Below are 23,436 nucleotides of genomic sequence, written 5' to 3' on the forward strand. Positions count from 1 at the left end.
TGCTTCGCCGTGAGCCTTCTTTTGGGTTGTTACAAAAGTAGAATAAACAAAAAAAACAGCAAAATAGACTTGGAATTTATCACAGAACCTCTGTGTTTAAGCAAAGCCACATCGGATTCACGTCCACGCTTTGGGCTACCGCAAATGCGTAGCGCATCTTTTATTCCTGCCAGATTTTCACTTTTTTTGGGTAAAAATGAGTACAATCTTGCCTCCTGATGCTCTATGTAGAGGCGGGGTTGCACGATATGGCCGCCTTTAGTAGCTAAAACAAAATATTAAAGAATGATAATCGTAAAGCGCTTACTTGTAGTTTTTCTGATTGCCTTACTAGGTAGGGCTAACGCTCAAGAGGTTGGAGGTCATCCTTGGGGAGTAAGGTGGCAGTGCATAAGCACCGATACGCTCCGGTTGATCTACCCGGTGGGGATGGACTCCCAAGCCTTTAAGGTATCCGATTTGATCCACTACGAGGCAAAACGGAACAGCCGCACCATAGGCGGAAAGGTTCCTCGGCTAAGCCTGATCTTTCAAAATCAGACGGTGGAGCCCAACGGATTTGTAACCCTTATGCCCTTTCGATCGGAGTTTTTTACGACACCACCACAGGATATGCAAATGCTCGGATCGATGGATTGGCTCACCTCTCTGGGTATTCACGAGTATCGGCATTCGCTTCAGTTCTACAACCAGCGCCGAGGTGTTGTACGGCTGCTGTACTGGCTCAACGGCGATGCGGGCTGGGCGGTGGGGGCAAATCTGCTATTCCCGCCTTGGTACTACGAGGGCGATGCCGTATTCACCGAAACAAAGCTGAGCAACGGAGGGCGGGGGCGCATGCCATCCTTTATGGCCCCATTCTGGTCGATGGCCGAGGAGGGCAAGCGGTATCCCTATGTCAAGCTACGCAATGGCTCGTATAAAGATCCGCTACCCAACCACTACGCATACGGCTACCTGATGTGCTCGTACATCAACGATAGGTATGGCGAGGAATCGTTCGTTAACGTTACCAAGCATACAGCCCGTCTTAGAGGGGTGTTCTTCCCATTCTCGGCATCGCTAAAGAAGGTTGTTGGAGCACGGCCAAGCGCTATTTACAATGATGCTTTTGGCGATATGGTCTACGCGTGGAAGCTGCAAAATGCTCAGCGAACAACGGTCGAAGGGGACGCTATCACCAAATCAAAAAAGAAGGAGTTTCGGAGTTACGAATCGCCTTCGCTTGTTGATTCGAACCGGGTGGTCGCCATTCTTTCCCGTTTAAACGAGATAAAAACCGTGGTTGAAGTAAGCACCCAAACCGGTGAAGAAAAGGAGCTCTTTAAGCTGGGGGCAACCTACAACGATCGGCTACATGCCGCCGCCGGTAAAGTCGTTTGGTCGGAGGTGGTGCCCGATATCCGTTGGCAGAATAGGAGCTACTCCGTAATCAAGCTATACCAGCTTAGCAATGGCAAGACAAGGACAATTGGTGGAAGAAGTAGGCTGTTTTCGCCCTCTCTCTCTCCCGACGGATCACGAATTGCAGCGGTGCGCATTTCTACCAACCAGCGGTACGATGTGGTTATCCTTTCGGCTGCCGACGGCAAGGAGCTTGCTGCCCTACCCAATGGTGAAGGGCTAGCCATATTTACTCCGACATGGAGTAGGGGTGGCGATCGTATCGTTTTTGTAGGAAAGAAGGACGGTAAGCTCTCTCTGTTCGATCAGCCTATTGCAGCGGGCGCGCCTCGTCGGTTGATGCCCTATACCTCTCATGTTATTGCCAACCCTACCTGCAGCAACGGCAAGGTTTACTTCGAGGCCAGCTTCGGTGGACAGGATAATATTTACGCCATTGATGCAACGGGTGGAATGCCCGAAAAGCTTACTCAAGCCACTATTGGCGGCTACCAGCCTACAATTTTCGGAAATAAGCTGGTGTATTCGAGCTATAGCATAAACGGAAGTAGGCTTTGCCTGCTCGATAATCCCGCTTCATTGGAAGTTTTGGGAAAGATTGATGAGCCTCGATCGCTTAACATGCCAGGGGCAGGAACCTCCATTAATGCTAGCCCTGTTGCATTAACCGATTCAGTTCCTTCGCGTGATTGGAAAACTAGCCGCTACAGTCCTACTAGGCATCTGATTAATATTCATAGCTGGGGACTAGAGGCAAACGGCAGCTACGTTGGAGCAAAGGTGCTTTCGCAGGATGTACTCTCAAAGCTATCGATTGAGGCATCGTGGATGTATAGCGGTAAAGATCGTAGCAACTATTTTTCCGGCACATTTCTTTGGGGAGGATGGTACCCATATGTAGGTGCTTCATTTTCCAAAATTCTAGATAGAAACCCATTTGGAGGCTTTTTCGACTACTACAAGTACGACGAGCAGGTGGTTAACTCGCTCGTAGCGGTTCCATTTAACCTTTCGAGGGGATGCTACAGCACAAACTTGTTGCTATCGGGTAGCTACAGCTATCACAACATCCAATGGAAGGAGCCTGTTGTCGAAACCCGAGAGCTGCATAGCTATACGGTAGGAGGAAAGTTCAGCAATCTTCGCTACACAGCTCTTCAGCAGATTAACCCCCGTTTTGGGCAGGTAGTTAAGGCAGAGTATAAGAATGCTTTTGCCGGCAGCTTTAGTAAGGAATCGTTTAGGGGTAATGCTAAGCTATTTTTCCCCGGCTTTCGTAAAACACATAGCTTAGAGGTTAGCTCCGGCCTAGGCTGGGAAACGAACACGGCATCCTACTACTTTTACGACACTACGAACCTATCGCGTGGGTACTCGCTTTTCCCTGTTAGCCGTTATTCTAAGGCCTCGCTGGACTACAGCTTGCCAGTCAGCTATCCTGATTGGGGTGTAAATGGTGGGTTCTTCCTTAAAAGAATTAGGCTAACTGGGTTCTACGATTATGCCCGTGCTAAAAATGACTTTGGAACGAAAGGCTGGAGCGATTACGCATCTTTTGGCATCGAAGCAATCTTCGATACTAGGGTCTTTAATCTTGTAGAGATGCCATTGGGCATTCGTCAGTCGATTCTGCTAAATACCGATCCAGGAGATACGAGACGGGCTGTAAACACCGAAATTTTTGTAAAGATAGTATCCTTCTAAAAGTGTCGTATAGGGCATTAGCGTTTTCTCAATAAGCAAAAGCAGCACTCTGTACAAGGTGCTGCTTTTGCTTATAAGGGAATTGTCTGATTGATGCTCTTCAACGCGTGGAGCTAAATCGCTTCTACCTTGATGTCTATTGCTCCTCTAAGAACTGCTAGACCGTTTGGGGTGCAGCATCCCTTTATTAGGTAGTAGAGCATTTTGTTATGCTGCTGGTTGTTTATCGGAGGTAGCTGAAGGTAGCGCTGGTCTTGGAAGGCTGCTTCCATCATGGTAATGTACATTTGACTGGAGGTATCCGTATCAAGGTCATTCTCGAACAGGTCGCTGGCGATGCCCTTCTTAAAAGTAAACTGTATTAGCTCTATGAAGTTGGTGCGATGCTTAAGAACGATCTGCTGCATGGGGGGCACTAGCGCAAGTTCGGTTCGCGAGGTGATGAGTTGGCTACAATCGCGGTGAGTGGCTGCAAAGAGGCCGCCTATTTGCATGAGCACCTCAATGGGGTTGGTGCTTTCGCGTAGGATTTTTCGGATCTCGAGTTCCTTGCTCTTGAGGTATTCGTCAATAATACATTCTATCAGCTGCTGCTTGCTCTCGAAGTGGTTGTAAAGCGTTTTCTTGGTGATACCAATAGATGCGGCTATCTCTTCAACTTTTAAGCGGTTGCCTCCCGATCTCAAAAATAGAGGGGTAAATCGGCTGATATAGTAAAGCTTTCTTGATTTCATTTCATCCTTGTTTTAGTGGTGATAATTTTGGGCAGATGCATCAGCATTTTACATTGCTACAGGAGTCACATCTTCGATGGCCTGTTCCTCTTTCTTTTTTCTTCCGTTTGTTTGATAGCCCCTAATGCTATACCCCTTTACGCGCTTGCGCATAATGACGATTCGGCGATATCGGGTAGAGCCAAAGCGGTGAAGGGCGATGTAAATCAGGATAACGAATCCGGCAATGATGGTGTACCCCAGCAGCTGCTTTACGGCAAGCATGATGGCTTGGAGCTGCGTCGACTTGTAGAGCATGAGGCCACCTCCACGCAGCTGTCCCATAAAATCGGCAGCATCCATGTGAGAGGCTAGGTTGGTAAGGTTCTGAAGCTGCAGCTTGTAGAAAGCCCATGCGAGTATGGAGCCGAACAGCGCCTGTCCCACAAAGGAGCGAACCATCACCAGAATGGCCATTGCCGAGAGCATCTGGTTGTTGGTTAGCCGTTGCGAGCAGTAAATGGCCAGCGAGATGTAGAGCACGCAGAGGCCTATCCCCTTAAGGATGGTAGGTAGTATAAAGAAGCTTACCTGTACCACGGGGGCAATGGTAAAGTATAGGATGATGTGCGCTACCAAGTACGCTCCAAAGCCTATCATAACGAGCTCCTTTAAGTCTAGGTTGCGCCTTAGCCAAAAAAAGCAGATTATGCCTCCAATGATGGCCCCGGGAAACATCGCCAGGTTTATCTGGTTTGTCAGAAGAGAGCTGTAGCCCAGTACGCCCATCATGTAGGTGTTCTGCATGCTTCCGCTGCTTACAAATAGCCCCATCAGCGCGATCATTACTAGCGAATGGATCACGTTTTTTTTGGAAAATCCTCCCATATCCATAAAAGGACGCTTGATGGACAGTTGAAAGGCAACAAAAATTACCAGCATGACAAAGAAGGCGACTGTCCCCCACCAGATAACCTCAGACTGGAACCATCCGTGAAACTTGGTGAAGGTGAGCACGTAGTTAAGCACCATCATCATGGCAAAGAAAAGCAGTAGGCTGGTCCAGTGAAACTGGTAAAAAGGCATTTTCTTCATGCCTCGGCTGTTGTGCATAAACACCAGCGATAGCAAGGCACATGATAGGCAGTAGATGATGGCTACAAGGTTGGTATGCTCCCAAAACATGCGGTAGGCCAACGAACCCATGTAAAACCCTGCGTACTGACCAATGATTATGGCTAGGGGGTAGAAGATGGGGTAGAAGCGTTTCCTGTCCATCTTTGGCGTTATGATAAAGTAGATGGGCAGGATAAACTCAATGGTGCCGAACATCTTAAAAAAGCCCATCAGCAGTGAGGCAAACGCTATTACGTATACATTGTCGGTTGTGGAGGTAACGTAGCAGAGCAGGCTCATAATAACCAACCCTCCAACCACGATCTCTTTGGATCGGAAGTAGGGTTTGGTACGAATAAGCAGCGGCATAGCACCTGCCATACCTATAAACATGGCGTTGCTGGCAAACGAAAAGGCTTCGGAGATTTCCCCCATTCCCGAACTCATGTCGATGATGTTGGATGAATACACGCACGACACAGCCATGAAGGGTAGGAAGGTAACGATGATGAGCAGCAGCTGCAGGAGCTTGGGCACCCAATCGTGGTAAAGACCTTGCTTGTACATTGGTCTACTTGTTGATTCGTATCTCGACATTCATACCGGCACGTAGCAGCTCGGCATCCTCCTTCTTGTTGGCGTTGGTTAGCTCGATGCGTACAGGAAAGCGCTGTTGTACCTTTACAAAGTTTCCGGTTGAGTTATCGACCGGAATGGCCGAGAACTTAGAGCCTGTGGCTCCCGAAATGGCGGTAATAACCCCTTCGTACTCCTTGTCGTCGAGGGCGTCAACCTTGATGGATACCTTTTTTCCTATGGTAACGGCTTTCATTTGCTTTTCGCGGAAGTTGGCAACCACCCACTTCTCGTTGCTCTTTACGATGGTTAGCAGCTGCTGTCCGGGTTGGATGAGCTGTCCCTCTTGGATAAGTCGGCGGCCAGCGATGCAGCTGTAGGGGGCAACAATCTTGGCGTACGAAACGTTAAGTTTGGCCATGTCCAGCGCCGCTTTTGTTCGCATAACTTCGGCATCGTTTTGTCCGATTCTTTTGGTCACCTCTACCACCGAAAGCTGAGCCGATTTTCGCTGGCTGAGGAGCGCCTGATACTGAGCCTTCGAGGCGTCGTACTCGGCTTTTACCTGATCGAACTGCGCCTTGGTTACCGCATCGTCTTTTAGCAGGTTGGCGTAGCGGGTGTAGGTTTGCTCGGTGTTGCTAAGACGTGCCTTAGCAGCGGCAATGTTGGCATCGTTTACGTTGAGGTTGTTGCTAGCCGTGTTAACCGACGATTCGGTGAGCTCCCTTGCGGCAAGGGCATTCTTGTAGGCCGCTTCGGCTTGCGCTTGGGCTATCTTCAGCTCCCTATCGTCGAGTACAACTATTGTGTCTCCCTTGTTGATCTGCTGGTGCTCCACAAAGCGTATCTCCTTAATGTACCCCTGAACCTTGCTGTTTATGGGGTTGATGTACTCTTCCACCTGTGCATCGTTGGTGTAGCAGTCCTCGCCGATGTGGAAGTAGGCTCTTATGGCCCATACTAGGGCTACTGCAACAGCCCCAAGGGCTATCGTATTAATCATGTAAACTCGGTACTTGTTGAGTCCTGCTTTGGGGGCTTTATTTTTCTTATGCGACATATCTCGTTTTTATTTGATGGGGTGTTTGCTATTGTGTACTTCTTTGCTGTTTCTGGCTACAGCTTTCCGGCTGCATTCAGCAGCTTGTAGTAGGTGAATACAATGCCTATTTGGGCGTTGGTTTGCTGCAGCTCGGCATCGAGTTTGGTATTGGTGGCATCGAGCATATCAAGGAGCAGCGCCAGCTGGTTGAGGTACTTCTTTTCCATCGTTTTGTAGTTCTCTTGTGCCAGTTGCATGTTTACCGTAGCTGTTTCCTGCTGCTTTAGCGCATCCAGGTGCTTGAGGTAGGCGGAGTGTACGGCCAGCTCGGTATTTTGCTGCTGCATAACCACGTTTTGCTGTGCCTGTATCAGCTGCAGGCTGCTTAGCTTGATGCTGCGCGGCGCGTTGTAGAGCGAGGCAATGTTGAACGAAAGCGTAGCACCCACCTGCCAGCCGTTGGTGTACATGTCAACAGCAGGAGTCCTCGACGTAATGGGGCGCTGCAGGCTGTTGGCGGCGTAAAGGCTTAGGGTTGGCATCCTATCGGCCTTGGCAATGGCCATACTTTTCTCCGCTATTTGAACGCTCTTCTCCGATAGCTTAATGTCGAATCCTCCAGTTACAGCCTCGCTTTGGTACTTCTCTAAACTTTCCAGATTAGGCTTGTTGGCTAAGATGGTGGTGTCGGGTAGAATAACCGCATCGGCTGGAAGTCCCGTAGCCATGGTTAGCTGGCGGTTGAGGATGTCGATGTTGTTCTGAAGTTGCGAGCAGGCCTGGTTAAGGTTCGAGATGAGCAGTCTGGTTCGGATAACGTCGTTTTGCGTTACCAGCCCCTGCTGGTGCATTTTGTTGATGTTCTTTAAACGAACCTCCGAAAGCTCGATATTCTTTTGGTAGATCAGGTGCTGGTTGCGGAGGCGGAACAGCTCCAGGTAGTAGCTCGCTACCAGCAGCTTTATGTCCTGCTTGTTTTTTTCGAGGCTCAGCGCAGCCAGCTGCTGCTGCAGGTCGGCAACGCCTATGGCGTTTCTAACCGCATTGCCCTTAAAGATGAGCTGGCTGGTCTGCAGCGTAAGGCTGTTGCCAAAGTGGGGCATCGCTACGGTCGTCTTCTTGGAGAGATCGGTATCGTAAATAGTTGCATCGCCTAGGTAGAAAGCGCTGGCCGATGCTGCGAGGCTGGGAAACTGCTGCGTCTTGGCCACCTGCACCCGCTGCTGGCTTACCTCTACCGAAGCTGCCGAAACTTTTAATGCCTGATTATTGCTAATGGCCAATTCCACCAACTCGTCAATGGAGTAGGTGCGCTGTTGGGGTGTTTGGCCCCATGCTCCTATTGCTGCTGTGCTTATGAGCGCAGCAAGCCACATTGTTTTTATGTTCATTTGCGTCTTCTTGTCTATCACTTTCAATTTTGTGATGTTTGAGACAGCAAAGATTGAACAAAGGCAGGGGGCTAAAAATGGGCAAATTTCGGGTGATGATGTTCGAAATTCGGATTAATCTTTTTTTAACGCTCTAATAATGAAATTGAGAGTGGAATCCTTATTGCGCTACATCTTTTCGCGGAAGGCCGATGGCGAGAGGTTGGTTAGCCGCTTGAAGAACTTGCTGAAGGCGTACTGGTCGCTAAAGTTGAGCTCGCGGGCAATGTGGTTAATGGTTAGCTCGGGGGTTGATAGCAGCACCTTGGCCTCGGTGGCTATGGCTTGGTTGATGATTTCTCCTGCCGTAACCCCTGTCGTTTGCTTGATGGTTTCAGAGAGGTGCTTGGGCGATATACCCAGCTTCTGCGCGTAAAAGCTGAGGCTGCGCTCCTTTCGGAAGTTGGCGGTAACTAGCTGGATGTACTCTAGCGTAATCTTGTCGGCCCGGTTGAGCTCGGTGAGGGTTACCTGGTTGTACCGGTTGGTGATATCTGCCAAAATGTAAATGGCCGAAAGAAAGAGATGGTGGACAATCTCCTTCCTCATCCTATCCTTATTGGGTAAAAAGAGCCTGTTCCTAAGTAGCTCCAGCACCTCCCATAGCTCCTGAAACTCTGCATCGGTAAGCTGGTAGTGGCTCTGAAGGGATGAGGAGAAGAAAGATCGGGCATCGAACCGCCGAATCTTAATGGCCGCGATAGATTCAAATCCCGAGTTGATGGCTAAAATGCGTAGCTCGATGTTGGGGTCGAATTCGACGAACTCGTAGATATTATTCGATTGTATTCTAAGAACCGTATTCTGCAGCAGCGTGTAGGCTTTCAGGTTGTAGTTCACCTTTATCCATCCTTTCCGCACAAATATGAGGGCGTTTTGAACTGGATGATAGGGTCTGCCCACCACGATATGCTGGGTCATTACCTCCTCGGTGTAGATCTCTAGGTTGTTTTTGAGCTGCCAAGTCATGGGGTCGATGGTTATAGGTTGCTTACATCGGATCCACATCCACGCTTACCATCATGCCCTTGTACTTAGGCTGGCCCTGCACCTCGTAAATGGCGTTCCACAGCAGCTCTTTTACCTTGGTAACGGGCTTGGTGCGCTCCATCTTAAGGACGAAGCCCAGCAGGTAGCGGTTCTGTATGCGGTTGATGGCTGGCTCCTCGGGTCCAAGAATCCTATCGCCGAAGATGGCGCGGAGGCGGTAGCCCAGCACCTCGGCAATTTCGTGCAGCAGCTTGCGGTCTACGTGCTTTATGGTGATTTTGGTTAGCCGGTAGAAGGGCGGGTAGAGGAACTGGTGGCGCTCCACCAGCTGCCACTCGTAAAGGGCGTTGTAGTCGTTCTGCCTTACCATGCGCAGCACGTCGCTGTCGGGTTGCGAGGTTTGCACGATTACCGAACCCTTCTTCTCCTTACGTCCTGCGCGGCCGCTTACCTGCGATATAAGCTGGTAGCTGCGCTCGTAGGCCCTGAAGTCGGGGAAGCGGAGCATGGTATCGGCATCCAACACACCAACGAGCGACACGTTGTCGAAGTCGAGCCCCTTGGTTACCATCTGGGTTCCCACAAGAATATCGATACGTCGTTCCTCGAAGTCGCCAATGATGCGCTCGTATGCGCTACGGCTGCGGGCGGTATCGAGGTCGAGGCGCTCGATGGAGGCCTCGGGGAAGAAGATCTGCAGCTCCTCCTCAATCTTTTCGGTACCAAATCCCTTGGTGGTCATCGATGGCGATCCGCAGGCCAGGCAGGTGGTGGGCAGGCTCATGGAGTAGCCGCAGTAGTGGCACACCAGCTGGTTGCTGCGCTTGTGGTAGGTGAGGCTCACGTTGCAGTGCTCGCACTCGGGCACCCAGCCGCACTCCTCGCACTCGAGGAAGGGCGCAAAGCCGCGGCGGTTCTGGAAGAGGATGACCTGCTCGTTCCGCTTCAGCGCGGCGCCAACGGCATCGAGCAGGTGCGAGGTGAAGTGCGAGTGCAGCTGCTTCTGCTTGCGGGCGCGGCGCACATCCACGATGGCGATGTCGGGCATGGCCGCATCGTTGTAGCGGTTGGCCAGCTCCACCAAACCGTACTTGCCCGTTTTAGCGTTGAAGTAGGTCTCGATGGCGGGCGTAGCCGTACCCATCAGCACCTTGGCGCTGTGGTGGGCCGCCATTACCACCGATACGTCGCGGGCGTTATAGCGGGGCGCAGGGTCGTACTGCTTGTAGGTGTTCTCGTGCTCCTCATCTACTATAATCAACCCCAAATTTTTAAAGGGTAAGAAGATGGACGAGCGCACGCCGAGTATAATCTGATACTGGTTTTCGTTGGTGTCGTCGAGCAGGTTGAGGTAGGTCTCTACGCGGTGCTCGTTGCTGAACTTGGAGTGGAAGATGCCGATCTTCGAACCGAAGACGCGCTTCAGGCGGTTGATGATTTGCGCCGTAAGGGCGATCTCGGGCAGTAGGTAGAGCACTTGCTTTCCCTCATCGAGCATTTTATTTATTAGATGGATGTACACCTCCGTTTTGCCCGATCCGGTAACACCGTGCAGTAGCACCACATCCTTTGTCTCAAACTCGCTGATGATGGTGTCCATTGCCACCTGCTGCCCTTCGGATAGCGGGTTGATGGCCTTCGAGGGGTCGTCGTCGAAGCCTAAGCGGGTAACCACGCGCTCGTACACATCCAGAATGTTCTTCTCCTTAAGCCCCTTGATGGCCTGCGCGCTCACCTCAGCCTTGTCGATGATGAGCTTGCGCTCCACTTCCTTGGGCTTGGCAAAGTCGATGGGAGTGGCCATCGACAAGTAGGCCAGGAACGCCTTCTGCTGAACCGCCGCACGGTCGAGCTTCGTAAAGGCGGTGTTCACATCATCCTCCGAAATAATGGAGGGGTGAAGCCGTACATAGTACTCGCGCTTGGGCTTGAAGCCTCCGCTTAGCACCTCGTCGAGCGCCACCAGCTTATCGTCGAGTAGCGTTCGGATGGTGGGCAGGATGCGCGAGGCGGGGAGGATCTCCGACAGGTCGGCCAGTGTGGTGCTCTTGCGTGCCGAGATGAAGCCGATGACCGACTTTTCCATCTCGCCGAGCGTCTCCACCTCCAGCTCCTCGTTGGAGGTTAGGGTGATCTTGGTCTCGCTCTCGAGCTTTAACCCAGAGGGTAGCGCCGCTTTCATCACTTCGCCAAGGGTACACATGTAGTAGGTGGATATCCAGCTCCACAGCTCCATCTGCTGCGGCAGGATGATGGGGAACTTGTCGAGCACCATCAGGATATCCTTGGTGTCGTAGCCCTCGGGCTTGTTGGCGTGGAGGCTATGGATGACGGCCGAGTAGATCTTCTTCTTGCCCAGCTGCACGCCTACGCGGGCGCCAACGGCTACCTCGTCGGCCAGCTCGGCTGGAACGGAGTAGGTGAGCAGCCTAGGCAGCGCTAGCGGTAGTACGACATCGGCAAAAAGTTGACCTTCCATGGCGGTACGTTGGTTTGTGTAGCAAAGTTAACCTTTTCGGGGGAAGTTGGGCGGGTGCTGCTGCCTCAAACGTTGCTCCGCAATGAGCTTTCACTGGTGCAGGGTCCTCGCGTATTGCTACGGGATGAACTTTCACGTTTGCGACAGCCCCGCGTATTGCTACGGGAAGAACTTTCACAAGTGCGCGGGCTTCGCGTAGTGCGCAGGAATGAGCTTTCATAAGTGCGAGGACCTCGCGACGAGCGTGGTGATGAACTTTCACGAGTGCGGCAGCCTCACGACGGTGGTGGTGATGAACTTTCATGGTTGCGCGGGCTTCACTACCGGTAGAGGATAAAAAAAAAGGCCGAGAACAATTGCCCCGGCCTTGATATCTTCTAAAAATGAAATTCGATTACTTCGTTCCGTTTCCGTTGTTGAAAACCACCTCGGCAGGGGCGCTGGTGCGGCCATCCTTTAGGAATGTAACTGCGCGGAAGGTGATCTTCTCGCCATTAGGAGCCTTTAGGCTGATAGGACCGGTGTAGGCGTCCGAGTTGGCTGTAGGCATGCTGCCATCGGTGGTGTAACGGATGGTTGCACCCTCGAATGGAGTCGAAAGGGTGATGGTGAACTCGGTTCCCTTCTTATCCATCTGCTCCAAACCGAATGGTTCGGGGATGCGGTAGCTCAGCTTCATGGCTTCAAACTTTTGGAAGTGCTTAGGCATGCGTGCGGTGAAGTCGCTCCAGTTCTTAGCCTCGGCTGGCTCCCATAAAGATTCCGAAAGGGCAAGGATGCGAGGGTAAACCACGTAGTTTACGGCATCGGGGTTGGTGATGTACTCCGTCCAGATGTTGGCCTGTGCGCCTAGGATGTGCTGACGCTTATCGGCAGCAATCTCTTTAGGTATGGGGTTGTAGCTGTACACGCGGTATAGGGTTGCATTACCTTCGCGGCGGCCGATTCCTTTTGGCTCGTATTCTACCTTACCTTGGGCATGGTCGAAGTACATGGCACCGCTTGCTGGCGACATCACTACGTCGTTGCCATGGTTGGCTGCCTCGATGCCTCCCTTTTCGCCGCGCCACGACATAACTGTAGCATTCTCCGAGATGCCTCCTTCGAGGATTTCATCCCAACCAATTAGCTTGCGGTTATGCTGCTTCAGGAAGTCCTCGATGCGGCGGTTAAACCATCCTTGAACCTTTTCAACATCGGTGATGCCTTCGCGCTTCATCAGGTCTTGCACGTATTGGCTTTCCTTCCAAACGGTCTTTGGTGCTTCGTCGCCCCCTATGTGGATGTAGGTGCTGGGGAAGAGCTCGATTACCTCCGATAGCACATCCTCGAAGAACTTAATGGTTTGCTCGGTTGGGCAAACGATATCGTCGAATACGCCCCAGTAGGTGGCAACCTCGTACTTGCCGGGCTTACAGGCCAGCTCGGGGTAGGCTGCTAGTACGCTCACCGAGTGACCGGGCATCTCGATCTCGGGAACAACCGTAATGTATCGCTTAGCGGCGTAAGCTACAACCTCTTTAATCTGCTTTTGGGTGTAGTATCCGCCGTGCTCTAATCCATCAAATTTAAATTCCTTCATGCTGGGGTAGTCGCCGTACCATCCAACCAAGGTTCCCTTTCTTTTAGATGATATTTCGGCCAGCTTGGGGTACTTCTTAATTTCGATGCGCCATCCCTGGTCGTCGGTAAGGTGCCAGTGGAAGGTGTTGATCTTGTACTGCGCAAGCATGTCGATGTAATGCTTCACGAACTCAACGGGCATCATGTGGCGCGATACGTCGAGCATCATACCCCTCCACTTAAAGGCGGGATTGTCTACTATTTGTACGTATGGAACGGATAGCGCTGCCGATTTATCGGCAGGGAATAGCTGCATCAGCGTTTGAGCTCCGTAGAAGAGTCCGGCACCGGCGTTGGCCGTAATGGTAACGCCCGATTGGTTAACAGTAAGGACGTAGCCTTCGTCGCCAAAGCGGCTATCTGCAGTCTTGTTAATGCTAAGGGTGATGGTTGCTCCCTTTTTTGATATTTCTTTGGCCTTTACGCCTTTTCCTTTAAGGATGCTTGCGATAAACGAGCCAACGTTTTTTTCATCTTTAGATGAAGCCGCGATCGTAGCCTTGCCGCCAAGGGCGAAGCTGCCGTCGAGGACCTCGACCTGTGCTGGCATGGGGATCAGGCCCAGCAGCTGGGAGGAAGCCTCCTTCTGAGCCAAGGCCGAGCCGCAGCCTATTGCTCCGAGTAGTGCTGCTACCATAAGTGTTCTCTTCATTGCTTGAGGTTTGAATTTGTAATTAAGCCCCTAAAATAGGCAAAAGATGGGAGATGGGAAACCGTACTGCCATTCGGCATAAGCTTTTGTTGGAGGCGGGGTGCTGATAGGGGAAAATGACAAATCAGTGGGGAAACTTAATGATCGGTCGGGGAAAGTTACATGTCAACGGGGAAAAGCCATTGTTTGGTTAAGACAGATGCTCCTTAGGACTAGTAAACGCAAAAAGCCGGTATCACCGGCTTTTTTATGGTAGTACGATAGAGTATGCGCTAGATCGAAAGAATCTCAGCCAGCTTAAGCAGGTCGAGGTTTACGTTCTTCTTGTTCTTTATGGCCTGGTTAAAGGGCACATGCGATATCTTGTTGTTTTGAATACCAACCATAACCGACTGCTGATCGTCCATAAGCGCTACTACAGCAGCTTCGCCCAGCTGGCTGGCCAGCACGCGGTCGAATGCAGATGGAGCACCACCACGCTGCATATGTCCAAGAACCGATACGCGGATATCGAGTTCGGGGTAGTCTTCGTTAACCCTTTCGGCAAGCTTAAATACGCCACCTTCCTTCATGCCTTCGGCGCCTTCGGCAACGATAACGATAGAGCTGCTCTTGTGGCCCTTGGTCTTATCGTTGAGGAATTGCTTTAGCTTGTCGTATGGGGTTTGAACCTCTGGGATCAGGATTGCCTCGGCACCCGATCCAATTCCGCTGCGGAGTGCAAGGAAACCGGCATCGCGGCCCATCACCTCAACGAAGAATACGCGCTTGTGCGAGGTTGCAGTATCGCGAATCTTGTCAACTGCGCTAACAACGGTATTGAGCGCGGTGTCGTATCCAATGGTCGAGTCGGTTCCAAAAAGGTCGTTGTCGATGGTTCCGGGGATACCCACGGTTGGAATATCGAACTCTTCCGAGAAGAGCTTTGCTCCTTGGAAGCTACCATCGCCACCTATTACCACTAGGGCATCGATGCCTTGTGCTTTTGCGTTTTCGTAAGCTATTGCTCTACCTTCTTTGGTACGGAACTCTTCGCAACGGGCGGTTTTTAGAATGGTACCTCCTTTAGAGATGATGTCGCTCACATCTCTCGATTTCATTGGACGGAAGTCGTTTCTGATCATGCCGGCGTAGCCTTCCATTACTCCAACAACCTCAATCCCGTGATAAATGGCAGTACGAACTACCGCACGGATAGCTACGTTCATCCCTGGGGCATCGCCTCCAGAGGTTAGAACTGCAAGTTTTTTAATTTTTGCCATATCGATAATTTATGCTCTTATGATGTCTCTGATGTACTGGGCAACCCTTTCCATTAGCCATCGGGGGGTGGATGTTGCTCCACAAACGCCCACGCTGTTGACTCCTTCGAACCAGGAGGTTTCGATCTCGCCCTCGTCTTCTACCATAAAGGTACGCTTGTTTTGCGACAAGCAGGTTTCGAATAGTACCTTTCCATTGGAACTCTTCTTACCACTAACAAAGATGATTACATCGTTGTTTCGTGCAAACTCCATTAGTTGAGGCTGGCGGTTGGCTACCTGTCGGCAAATGGTGTCGTAGGCCTCAAACGGTTCAACCTCCCCAACCTTGGCGTTGATGCGCTTTTCGATTTCGGACTTAAGCGCCTTAAACCCTTCGATGCTTTTGGTGGTTTGCGAGTAGAGGCGTATAGGGCGCGAAAAGTCTATTGCATCAAGGTCGTTTATACCTTCCACCACAATTGCGGTGTTGTCGGTTTGGCCCACAAGGCCGTTCACCTCCGCGTGTCCTTTTTTGCCGAAGATTACGATCTGTCCGTTTACGGGCAGCAGCTCCATGTAGCTCTTCTTGATGCGCTGCTGGAGCTTAAGCACCACGGGGCACGAGGCGTCGATAACCTCTAGTCCGTTAGCCTTGGCTATTTCGTAGGTCGATGGGGGCTCGCCGTGGGCGCGGAAGAGCACCTTTCGGTTGCTCAAACCCTTTAAATCTTCGTGGTTGATGGTGGTAAGCCCCTTTGTGGTAAGGCGATTTACCTCCACATCGTTGTGGACAATCTCGCCAAGGCACAGAAGCTGATTTTCGGTGTCTAGAATTTCTTCGGCTTTCCCAATGGCGTTGGTTACCCCGAAGCAAAATCCCGATCTATCGTCTACTGTTACCACCATTTGGTATATTTTTTAGTTGCTCAGAATTCTATTTAAATGTTCCTCCACCCAAATCATCTGCTCTTCTACGGTCATATGGCTGTTGTCGAGGATGAAGGCATCGCTGGCTTTTCGTAGGGGGCTCACCTCACGGTTTTCGTCGATGTGGTCGCGCTGGCGGATATTGGCCTCTACCTCGTTGATGTCAACCTCTTCGCCTTTGGCCTTCAGCTCGTCGTACCGGCGCTGGGCGCGAATGAGCGGGTCGGCAGTCATAAAGATTTTGAACTCGGCATCGGGGAAAACTACCGTTCCTATGTCGCGGCCATCCATCACTATGCCTTTTTCTTTGCCCATTTGCTGTTGTAGGCGTACCATTTGCTCGCGAACTTCGCCGATTTCGGCCACGCGGCTTACCTTATCGGCAACCGCAATGGTGCGGATCTCGTCTTCCACGCACGCTTCGTTGAGGAAGGTTTCGTTGCGCTGCTTTTCGCCGTTAAAGCGGAAGGTAATGCTGATGTGCGGTAGGGCGGCTATCAGCTTTGGCGCATTTAGAACGCCATTGGCATCGAACATGCCGTTCTGTAGTCCGTATAGTGTAGTTGCCCTATACATTGCACCGCTATCGATGTAGGCGTAGCCCAACTTTTTGGCAATTGCCTTTGCAAACGTGCTCTTTCCGCACGATGAGTAACCGTCGACAGCGATTACAACTTTTCTATTGCTCATTTACCCTAAGATTTCAAACAGCAAAATTATAAATAAAATAGGGAAAACCGATTTTGAAGATTTAACGTATGTAAAAGGGAGATGTGGGACACAAGGATCAAGACGCAAGATTTTAGGCGTAGGGCTCCGTAAGGTTCTGCCGAGGAGTTAGAGAAGGGTTTTTATGTGGGAATGATTGTTTATTAATGGTCGCATGTAGTTCGCATGGCGGATTTCCATCTGCTTTCTTTGGTGAAACCTGGATTCAAACTCGTTTCGCTTTGAAATTACTTTGAGTAGAGAGTATCCCCCGCTGGCGGGGGTAGGGGGTGGATAATGCTTCGTTGATGATAAAAGAACTTATCCTAAGATAATTATACGTCTAAATACTTTTGGCAATATGAATACCTCGCCGAAAAATCCACCCCCTTGCCCCCGCCAGCGGGGGACAACCTTCGATATAGGGTTGTAGCATATTTCGGCGTGTTCTCCTTTATTAGATTCAAGACACAAGTATCAAGACTCAAGATTTATGTCATGCAAAATCTTGAGTCTTGTGTCGTGCATCTTGATACTATCCTAAAACTCGTAGCCGGTTTTGTTGCTGGGATAGTCGAGCGAGTAGTGCAGCCCGACGCTTTCGCGCATAGCTTTTGCGTGCTTAATGATAAGGTAGCCAACGGCAACCAGGTTGCGCAGCTCGCAAAGGTTCTGTGTAAGCGTAGATTTCTTGTAGAGCTCCTCGGTTTCCTGATATATAATTCCTAAACGTTTTAGAGCACGCTCCAGGCGCAGGTTCGAGCGTACAATACCCACGTAGTTGCTCATTATCTGCTGCATTTCCTTGTAGCTTTGGGTGATGAGCACCATCTCTTCGGGGTGGGTTGTGCCACCGTGATCCCAGTTGGGGATGTCGCTATTCAGCTGTATGTTGTTAATCTTGCTAAGAGCATTGCGGTAAGCCTTCTCGGCATAAACAATCGCCTCAATTAGCGAGTTAGATGCCAGACGGTTTGCTCCATGAAGTCCCGTGCAGGAGCATTCGCCAACAGCATACAGGTTGTTGATGGTTGTTTCACCGTTCATATCAACCTTAATACCGCCGCAGAGGTAGTGCGCTGCCGGTACTACCGGTATGTAATCCTTTGTGATGTCGATATCTATGGATAAGCACTTCTTGTAGATGTTGGGGAAGTGGTACTTGGTGAGCTCGGAATCTTTATGGGTTACGTCGAGGTAAACAAATTCGTCGCCGCGCTGCTTCATCTCGTTGTCGATGGCGCGCGCAACGATGTCGCGGGGTGCTAGGCTGCCGCGCTTGTCGTACTTCAGCATAAACTCTTTGCCATCGATGGTGCGGAGAATGGCTCCGTAGCCGCGCATCGCCTCGGTGATGAGGTACGAAGGGCGTTCGCCGGGGTTGTAGAGCGAGGTTGGATGGAACTGGATGAACTCCATATTCTCGATTATCCCCTTTGCTCGATGCACCATTGCTATGCCATCGCCGGTTGCAATGGGTGGATTGGTGGTGGTGTGGTAGGCGTTGCCCGTTCCTCCGGTTGCCAGCACGGTAACCTTAGCCAAAAAGGTGTGAACGAGCTGCGTTTTTAGGTCGAGCACGTAGGCGCCGTAGCACTTGGTGCCGTTCATGTTGCGCTTAACCAGCTGTCCGAGGTGGTGCTGGGTGAGGATTTCCACGGCAAAGTGGTTCTCTAGCACCGTGATATTCTTGTGGGCACGAACGGCCGCCGATAGCTTGCGCTGGATTTCAAATCCGGTATTGTCCTTATGGTGAAGAATGCGGTGCTCCGAGTGGCCACCCTCGCGGTTAAGGTCGTATTTCCCCGTATCGTCCTTGTCGAACTTTACGCCCCAGTTGATGAGCTGCCTGATTTGGTTGGGGGCTTCCGCAACAACCATCTCTACCACCTCGCGGTTGCAAATTCCTGCTCCTGCAACCAGCGTATCCTGAATGTGCTTTTCGAAATTATCGGGTTCGTACATTACCGAAGCAATGCCGCCTTGGGCGTAGGTGGTGTTGGTTTCGTCTATAGCTGTTTTGGATATGATTATTACCTTTCCGTGTTCGGCAGCTTTTAGGGCAAAGCTTAATCCTCCTATTCCGGTGCCTATCACGAGAAAGTCCGCTTCTCTATTCATCTTGCGCGAATTTATGGTTAGGCAAATATAGGAAATAGCCCTAATTGCAGAATGTGTCGAATAACAGGGTATTTCGATAGCATCTAGTAAAGAATGCTAAATGTCAGGAGCGCTATGCGGGGAGTGCGTGCCTGACTTACCGAAAAAAGGGAGTAGGAGGGGCTCTCTAAAAAGGGTATAACGTATCACGATATGCGTATCACAACAAGTGTGGTACGTAATACCCTTTATTCGGTCGGTATTCTTCGATTTTATACCTTCAGGAATTCGGCGAAGCTGTGCAGCGCAACCGCTTGCTTGGTTTGGGTTTGAATGGATGAGAGCGCGTTTAGAAACTCGGTCTTGCTGCTCCATATGGTACCAAGGTCGCCGATGTTTAGCCCAACCTCTATCTTGCCCGGAAAGTTGGTGCGCTCCCAGCTGGTACGGTCAACTATGGTGTCAACCGACTTAACCTCGTAGGCCATTAGCGTAAATCCGTTTACGTACCTGCCGGCATCGGTAAACCAGGCGTTGCGATCGGTTTCGGAGGTCCAGCCTATTGCCGTTATGCTGTCGAACCATACGGGAATATCGGCGGTTAGCTGGTTTTCCTTGATGTCGTTGCTCAGCAAATGGTTTTTTATATCGCGATAGGTGTCCTTAAGCAGCATCAGCAGCTCGCGCTTGCGCTGCGCCGTGGCCGTACTCCACTCGTCGAGCTGGTGCGGCTCAATGTCAACGTGCAGCCCTTGCATTTTCGACGAGTCGTCGACCGATTTGTTGAAGGATATGTAGTAGTCGGTGATCTCCTTGAGCATGGCGGCGCGATTTTCGGGGTATATCCACTGCGCATCGCCAATTAGGTAGATGGAAGTGATGCCCTCCTTCTTCATTCGCTTGTTCCAGCTGGCGATTGTGGACTTTAGGTAGCCGGGCATTTTGGCGTAGCCGCCGTAAAGGCGCCTTACGTTGTACTTTTTGTACTGCTCTACCATGCTATTCGTCTTTGCCGGATCGGCAACCACGTTGTTGATGCCGTAGGCGTTGCTCTCGCTTCCCCAGTGCCATACGCTGATTCCTGTTCCCGCGTCTATTCCAGCTGTGCTTTCGTTCCCATTAATGCTCCCGCTGCTTGCAGAATTGCTGCCTGTAGAATTCCCCTCTGGAGCACCAGCCAGCTGCTCCTTGTCGCATCCCCACAATAACAGAATTCCAAGCGCTACGACTTGGATATTTCTCATGTACGATAATGTTTTACGATCGCAAATCTACTTTTCGGAATGATATGTAAAAGCTTACGGGTTGTTAATGCCGCTACTTATAACATAGTTTAGGGCTAATTTTTTAATGAGAAGAAAGCTGTAGCACTAGCGTTGCTGAAACTCGTGAGCCTAAGCTTTGTACTGCCACCGTTGGAATGATGAATTATTGTGGTAGCATAGCGAAAAACTCCCCCAACGCTTTCGCAGCATTAGGGGAGGTATAACTTTAAAACTAAAAAAAACATATATACGAACTAGTCATCATTATCCTTTCGATTTGCTAGTTGTTGAAAACCTCTAGCTTGTCTAGCGATACGCTTATTTTGGTTGTCTCTTTAGGGTTTACGAATAGGGTAACCTCCTGCGAGGTATGTCCATTTTTGGAAATAATGGCCTTATAGGTTCCCGATTTCAGCTTAGTAGTCGAAAACTCGCCCTTAATGTTGCTCAGCTTGCTGACGATTACCTTTTCGGTAGGTACGGTGCTTCCATCTGCTGCTACCTTTCGTGGAGTTTTCTTCTTAGCCTCTACTGTAGAGATTATTGTAATGCTTGCATTGGCAAGCGGTTGTCCGTTACAGGTGATGCTCCCCTCTATGGTCATGTGGCTATTATGGTTTCGGATTTGCTTTACCGAGAAGTACTCGTTGTAGAGCGTTGGCATCAGACCCTTATTTACCATTACCATCGAGTTTAGCATCCTAAACTTACCGTCAATTTCGGTTTCCATTGCTTTGCGCTTGCCGCGTAGCAGTCCAAGCTCTACCACAATGGCGTTTACCTTATCGGAGGTTTGTACCAACTTCTGGATGTTGATGCCCAGCTCGTCTATTTGCTCCTGCTTATAGCCATGGGCAAGCAGCTCGCTGGTTTTTTCCTTAAGAACGCTATCGATAACCTTTGCCTCTTTTAGTAGCGCAGGCAGCTTTTTCTCACTAAAGTTGGTCTTGGTGGCTAAAGCACGAGGGTTTGCTTCGGTTGCTGGCTTTAACGATTCGAGCATAAGCAGCGAGTTTACCGAACTATTTACCGTTAGCGCCTGCCATTTCTTAACGTCCTTTTTGGTTGTTAGGCTTTCTTCGTATTTAAGCTTAACCGATAGGTTGATGTCCTTGTCCGATGCAATATCTTTTAGCAAATCGGCAGCAAGCTTTTGTGCGTCGGCATTACTACTGGCCTCGGCTGACTTAGAAATAATAGTGCAGCGAGCAGCTATTACTCCCATTTTCCCTTTTGATGAATCCATTTTTTAAAAGAATATTGGTTTGTAAATACAATAATAATTAACAATAATTAATTATGCAATATTTGCTTAATTATTTTTGACGTTTTGATTGATTTGTTCGCTACTTCGTGGCTAGTTGCACATGCGATTAGCTGTAATATGCCTTATATGTTTACTGTATAGAGCCTTATTGGGTGTTGCGCAGCATGTAAAATAGGGGTTATAGTTGGTGAAAAATGGCTTTAGGTTGGTGAATATTCGCTTTAAGGACGTGCATTTGCCGCTTAAGCTTGTGCATTTAGGGGTTAAGTTGGTGAAAATACCCTTTGGGTTTTGGTATTTTTGACTTTTTGTTCTGCATTTATGCCTTCAAGCTATGTGAAAAAGGGAATTACCACATGCGAAATGGTACTTTACCATGTGCAAAAGCCAAAAAAATAAAGGTAATGCATACTCGATTTCATACGAAAAACACTTTTACCAGCTGCAATAGCTAGGATTTCGCTTTTATCCCAGCTATGCGCTAAAACGGTACGCGATGTTCGCATATGGATCTAAAACACTGGAATGGGCTTTGTTCAATATTTTACTCGTATCATTTCCTAAAGGCAAAAGTTTAAACCTTAGGGTCACCCCTTCGGGGTTGATTTAACCCTTAGCGATATTCCGTGGGTTTCACCCACGGTTATTCAGGTACCGCTCTTTCAGAGCGGTAAAATGCTACGAAGTCGCTACCCCTTAGTAACCGTGGGCGAAACCCACGGAAAGATGCCCTGCTAAGCAGCAACCCCGAAGGGGTGCCCCTGAATTATGCTTGTTTGCTGGCTAACCTTAATCGAACTTAAGTAGCGTTCTAAGACGCTATTATGTATCAAAGTCAGAAAACCATACGTAAGCGCAGCCACCACCACGGCTGCGCTTTATATTTCTTCTGCATTTGATAATGATGTAGTCTCCAATAATTATCTTTACTCCATCTCCTTCAGCATCATCCATGCTAAATAAACCCCTATCTTTGTTTACCAACGAATTTAAGTAACAATATGAAAGACATTTTACGATCGGATAGCGATGGCCTAGTTGGTAAAACCGCCGAGTACGTGCGCAGCTTGCTCGTTGGCGAAGGCTCGGGGCACGATTGGTGGCACATTTATAGGGTTTGGAAGATGTCGGTTCGTATTGCCAAGGAGGAAAACGCCAACCTGCTGGTGGTGGAGCTTGGCGCTCTGCTGCACGACATCGCCGACTGGAAGTTTAATGACGGCGACGAGGAGGTGGGTCCTGCAAAAGCGCGGGCATGGCTGCAGAGCCTGATGGTGGACGAGGAGGTTATTGCGCAGGTTTGCCAGATAGTGCGGGATATCTCGTATAAGGGGGCTGGTGTTGCCACTCCTATGCCTACCATCGAGGGGCAGGTGGTGCAGGATGCCGATAGGCTGGATGCCATTGGTGCCATTGGCATTGCGCGGACGTTCGCCTACGGTGGAAGTAAGGCGCGCGAGATGTACAATCCCGATCAGAGCCCTGTGCTGCACCAGTCGTTCGAGCAGTATAAGATGGGCAACGGTAGCACCATCAACCACTTTTACGAGAAGCTGCTGCTGCTTAAGGAGCGAATGAATACCGCAACAGCAAAAAGGTTGGCTCAGCACCGTCATAAGGTGATGGAGGAGTTTCTGGATGAGTTCTACCTAGAGTGGGAGGGCGAGAGGTAGCGGGTATATTCTGCAAAATATGCGGCAAATTTCTATTATGCTGCTTTTATTGCCGTTGGCTTCAGCCAACGGATGGCGAAAGATTGGGAGATTGGGCTTTAGCCCAGCTGTATAATGGGCAGCAATGGGGGCTAAAGCCCCTCATTTTATTTAGCCATTAAGTTCCGTCAGCTAAAGCAGACGGCAATTATGAGCTTAAGAGATGCTTTAAGGCATAATCATGGCAGTTTATCCCCTCCTTTGGAGGGGGTAGGGGGTGGGTTTGCTCGTTAAAATCAATATTTTCTCTCTACTTAGCGTTCTTAACCCACCCCTACCCCTCCCGTGGAGGGGATAAGCAGTTTCAATCATGCACTAGTGCTTGATATATATGCTTTCCTTTCAAAAGCATGGCTCTATGCATCCGCTCAGTTCGACGGCTATGCGTCGAAAACCTGAGTTAGCTTGATATCTATAATCCATCATAGCAAGAAAGCAGCCCTTGAAGGCTGCTTTCTGCATTATTTTGGGATAGAGAATA

General features: G+C 50.1%; 15 protein-coding genes. 2 read left to right on the top strand and 13 right to left on the bottom strand.

All coding sequences use genetic code 11. The features are described 5' to 3' along the window. Positions 1-285: 285 nt before the first annotated feature. Entirely contained in the window at positions 286-3,108 is a 2,823-nt protein-coding gene (locus tag CLV25_RS15130) for a TolB-like translocation protein (RefSeq protein WP_131840509.1), read from the top strand. Between the two features lie 113 nt (positions 3,109-3,221). Here CLV25_RS15130 and CLV25_RS15135 read toward each other — a convergent pair whose 3' ends face one another. From CLV25_RS15135 to CLV25_RS15195, 13 genes are all read right to left on the bottom strand, one after another. Continuing rightward, positions 3,222-3,842, bottom strand: a complete 621-nt coding sequence (locus tag CLV25_RS15135; RefSeq protein ID WP_131840510.1) for a TetR/AcrR family transcriptional regulator — start codon at positions 3,840-3,842, stop codon at positions 3,222-3,224. A 48-nt stretch (positions 3,843-3,890) separates the two neighbouring features. Continuing rightward, on the bottom strand, positions 3,891-5,504 hold the full coding sequence (locus CLV25_RS15140) for a hypothetical protein (protein WP_131840511.1): 1,614 nt from the start codon (positions 5,502-5,504) through the stop codon (positions 3,891-3,893). Between the two features lie 4 nt (positions 5,505-5,508). Next, the gene (locus CLV25_RS15145; RefSeq protein WP_131840512.1) at positions 5,509-6,576 is read right to left on the bottom strand and encodes an HlyD family secretion protein; all 1,068 of its coding nucleotides are present in this window, start codon (positions 6,574-6,576) and stop codon (positions 5,509-5,511) included. Positions 6,577-6,632: 56 nt separating this feature from the next. Then, positions 6,633-7,970: a TolC family protein gene (locus CLV25_RS15150; protein ID WP_243649647.1), complete on the bottom strand. Its 1,338-nt coding sequence runs from the start codon at positions 7,968-7,970 to the stop codon at positions 6,633-6,635. A 147-nt stretch (positions 7,971-8,117) separates the two neighbouring features. Next, positions 8,118-8,957, bottom strand: a complete 840-nt coding sequence (locus CLV25_RS15155) for a helix-turn-helix domain-containing protein (protein WP_165877108.1) — start codon at positions 8,955-8,957, stop codon at positions 8,118-8,120. 22 nt (positions 8,958-8,979) lie between these two features. Next, positions 8,980-11,457: a replication restart helicase PriA gene (gene priA, locus CLV25_RS15160; protein ID WP_131840515.1), complete on the bottom strand. Its 2,478-nt coding sequence runs from the start codon at positions 11,455-11,457 to the stop codon at positions 8,980-8,982. Between the two features lie 394 nt (positions 11,458-11,851). Then, positions 11,852-13,732: a beta-N-acetylhexosaminidase gene (locus CLV25_RS15165; RefSeq protein ID WP_131840516.1), complete on the bottom strand. Its 1,881-nt coding sequence runs from the start codon at positions 13,730-13,732 to the stop codon at positions 11,852-11,854. 272 nt (positions 13,733-14,004) lie between these two features. Beyond that, on the bottom strand, positions 14,005-14,994 hold the full coding sequence (gene pfkA, locus CLV25_RS15170) for a 6-phosphofructokinase (RefSeq protein WP_131840517.1): 990 nt from the start codon (positions 14,992-14,994) through the stop codon (positions 14,005-14,007). A 9-nt stretch (positions 14,995-15,003) separates the two neighbouring features. Beyond that, positions 15,004-15,882, bottom strand: a complete 879-nt coding sequence (locus CLV25_RS15175; protein ID WP_131840518.1) for a 4-hydroxy-3-methylbut-2-enyl diphosphate reductase — start codon at positions 15,880-15,882, stop codon at positions 15,004-15,006. Positions 15,883-15,894: 12 nt separating this feature from the next. Beyond that, positions 15,895-16,593 (bottom strand): (d)CMP kinase, encoded by a 699-nt coding sequence (gene cmk / locus CLV25_RS15180; protein ID WP_131840519.1) that lies wholly within the window; start codon positions 16,591-16,593, stop codon positions 15,895-15,897. Positions 16,594-17,151: 558 nt separating this feature from the next. Beyond that, positions 17,152-18,732: an L-aspartate oxidase gene (nadB, locus tag CLV25_RS15185; RefSeq protein WP_131840520.1), complete on the bottom strand. Its 1,581-nt coding sequence runs from the start codon at positions 18,730-18,732 to the stop codon at positions 17,152-17,154. Positions 18,733-18,983: 251 nt separating this feature from the next. Then, complete coding sequence (locus tag CLV25_RS15190) at positions 18,984-19,955, bottom strand: hypothetical protein (protein WP_131840521.1); 972 nt, start codon at positions 19,953-19,955, stop codon at positions 18,984-18,986. A 301-nt stretch (positions 19,956-20,256) separates the two neighbouring features. Then, on the bottom strand, positions 20,257-21,222 hold the full coding sequence (locus CLV25_RS15195; RefSeq protein WP_131840522.1) for a carboxypeptidase-like regulatory domain-containing protein: 966 nt from the start codon (positions 21,220-21,222) through the stop codon (positions 20,257-20,259). A 1,022-nt stretch (positions 21,223-22,244) separates the two neighbouring features. On the opposite strand from CLV25_RS15195, the gene CLV25_RS15200 reads away from it, so the two are divergent. Beyond that, entirely contained in the window at positions 22,245-22,916 is a 672-nt protein-coding gene (locus CLV25_RS15200; protein ID WP_131840523.1) for an HD domain-containing protein, read from the top strand. Positions 22,917-23,436 lie beyond the last annotated feature (520 nt).

Source organism: Acetobacteroides hydrogenigenes (assembly GCF_004340205.1).
In the GTDB taxonomy this organism is placed as follows: domain Bacteria; phylum Bacteroidota; class Bacteroidia; order Bacteroidales; family ZOR0009; genus Acetobacteroides; species Acetobacteroides hydrogenigenes.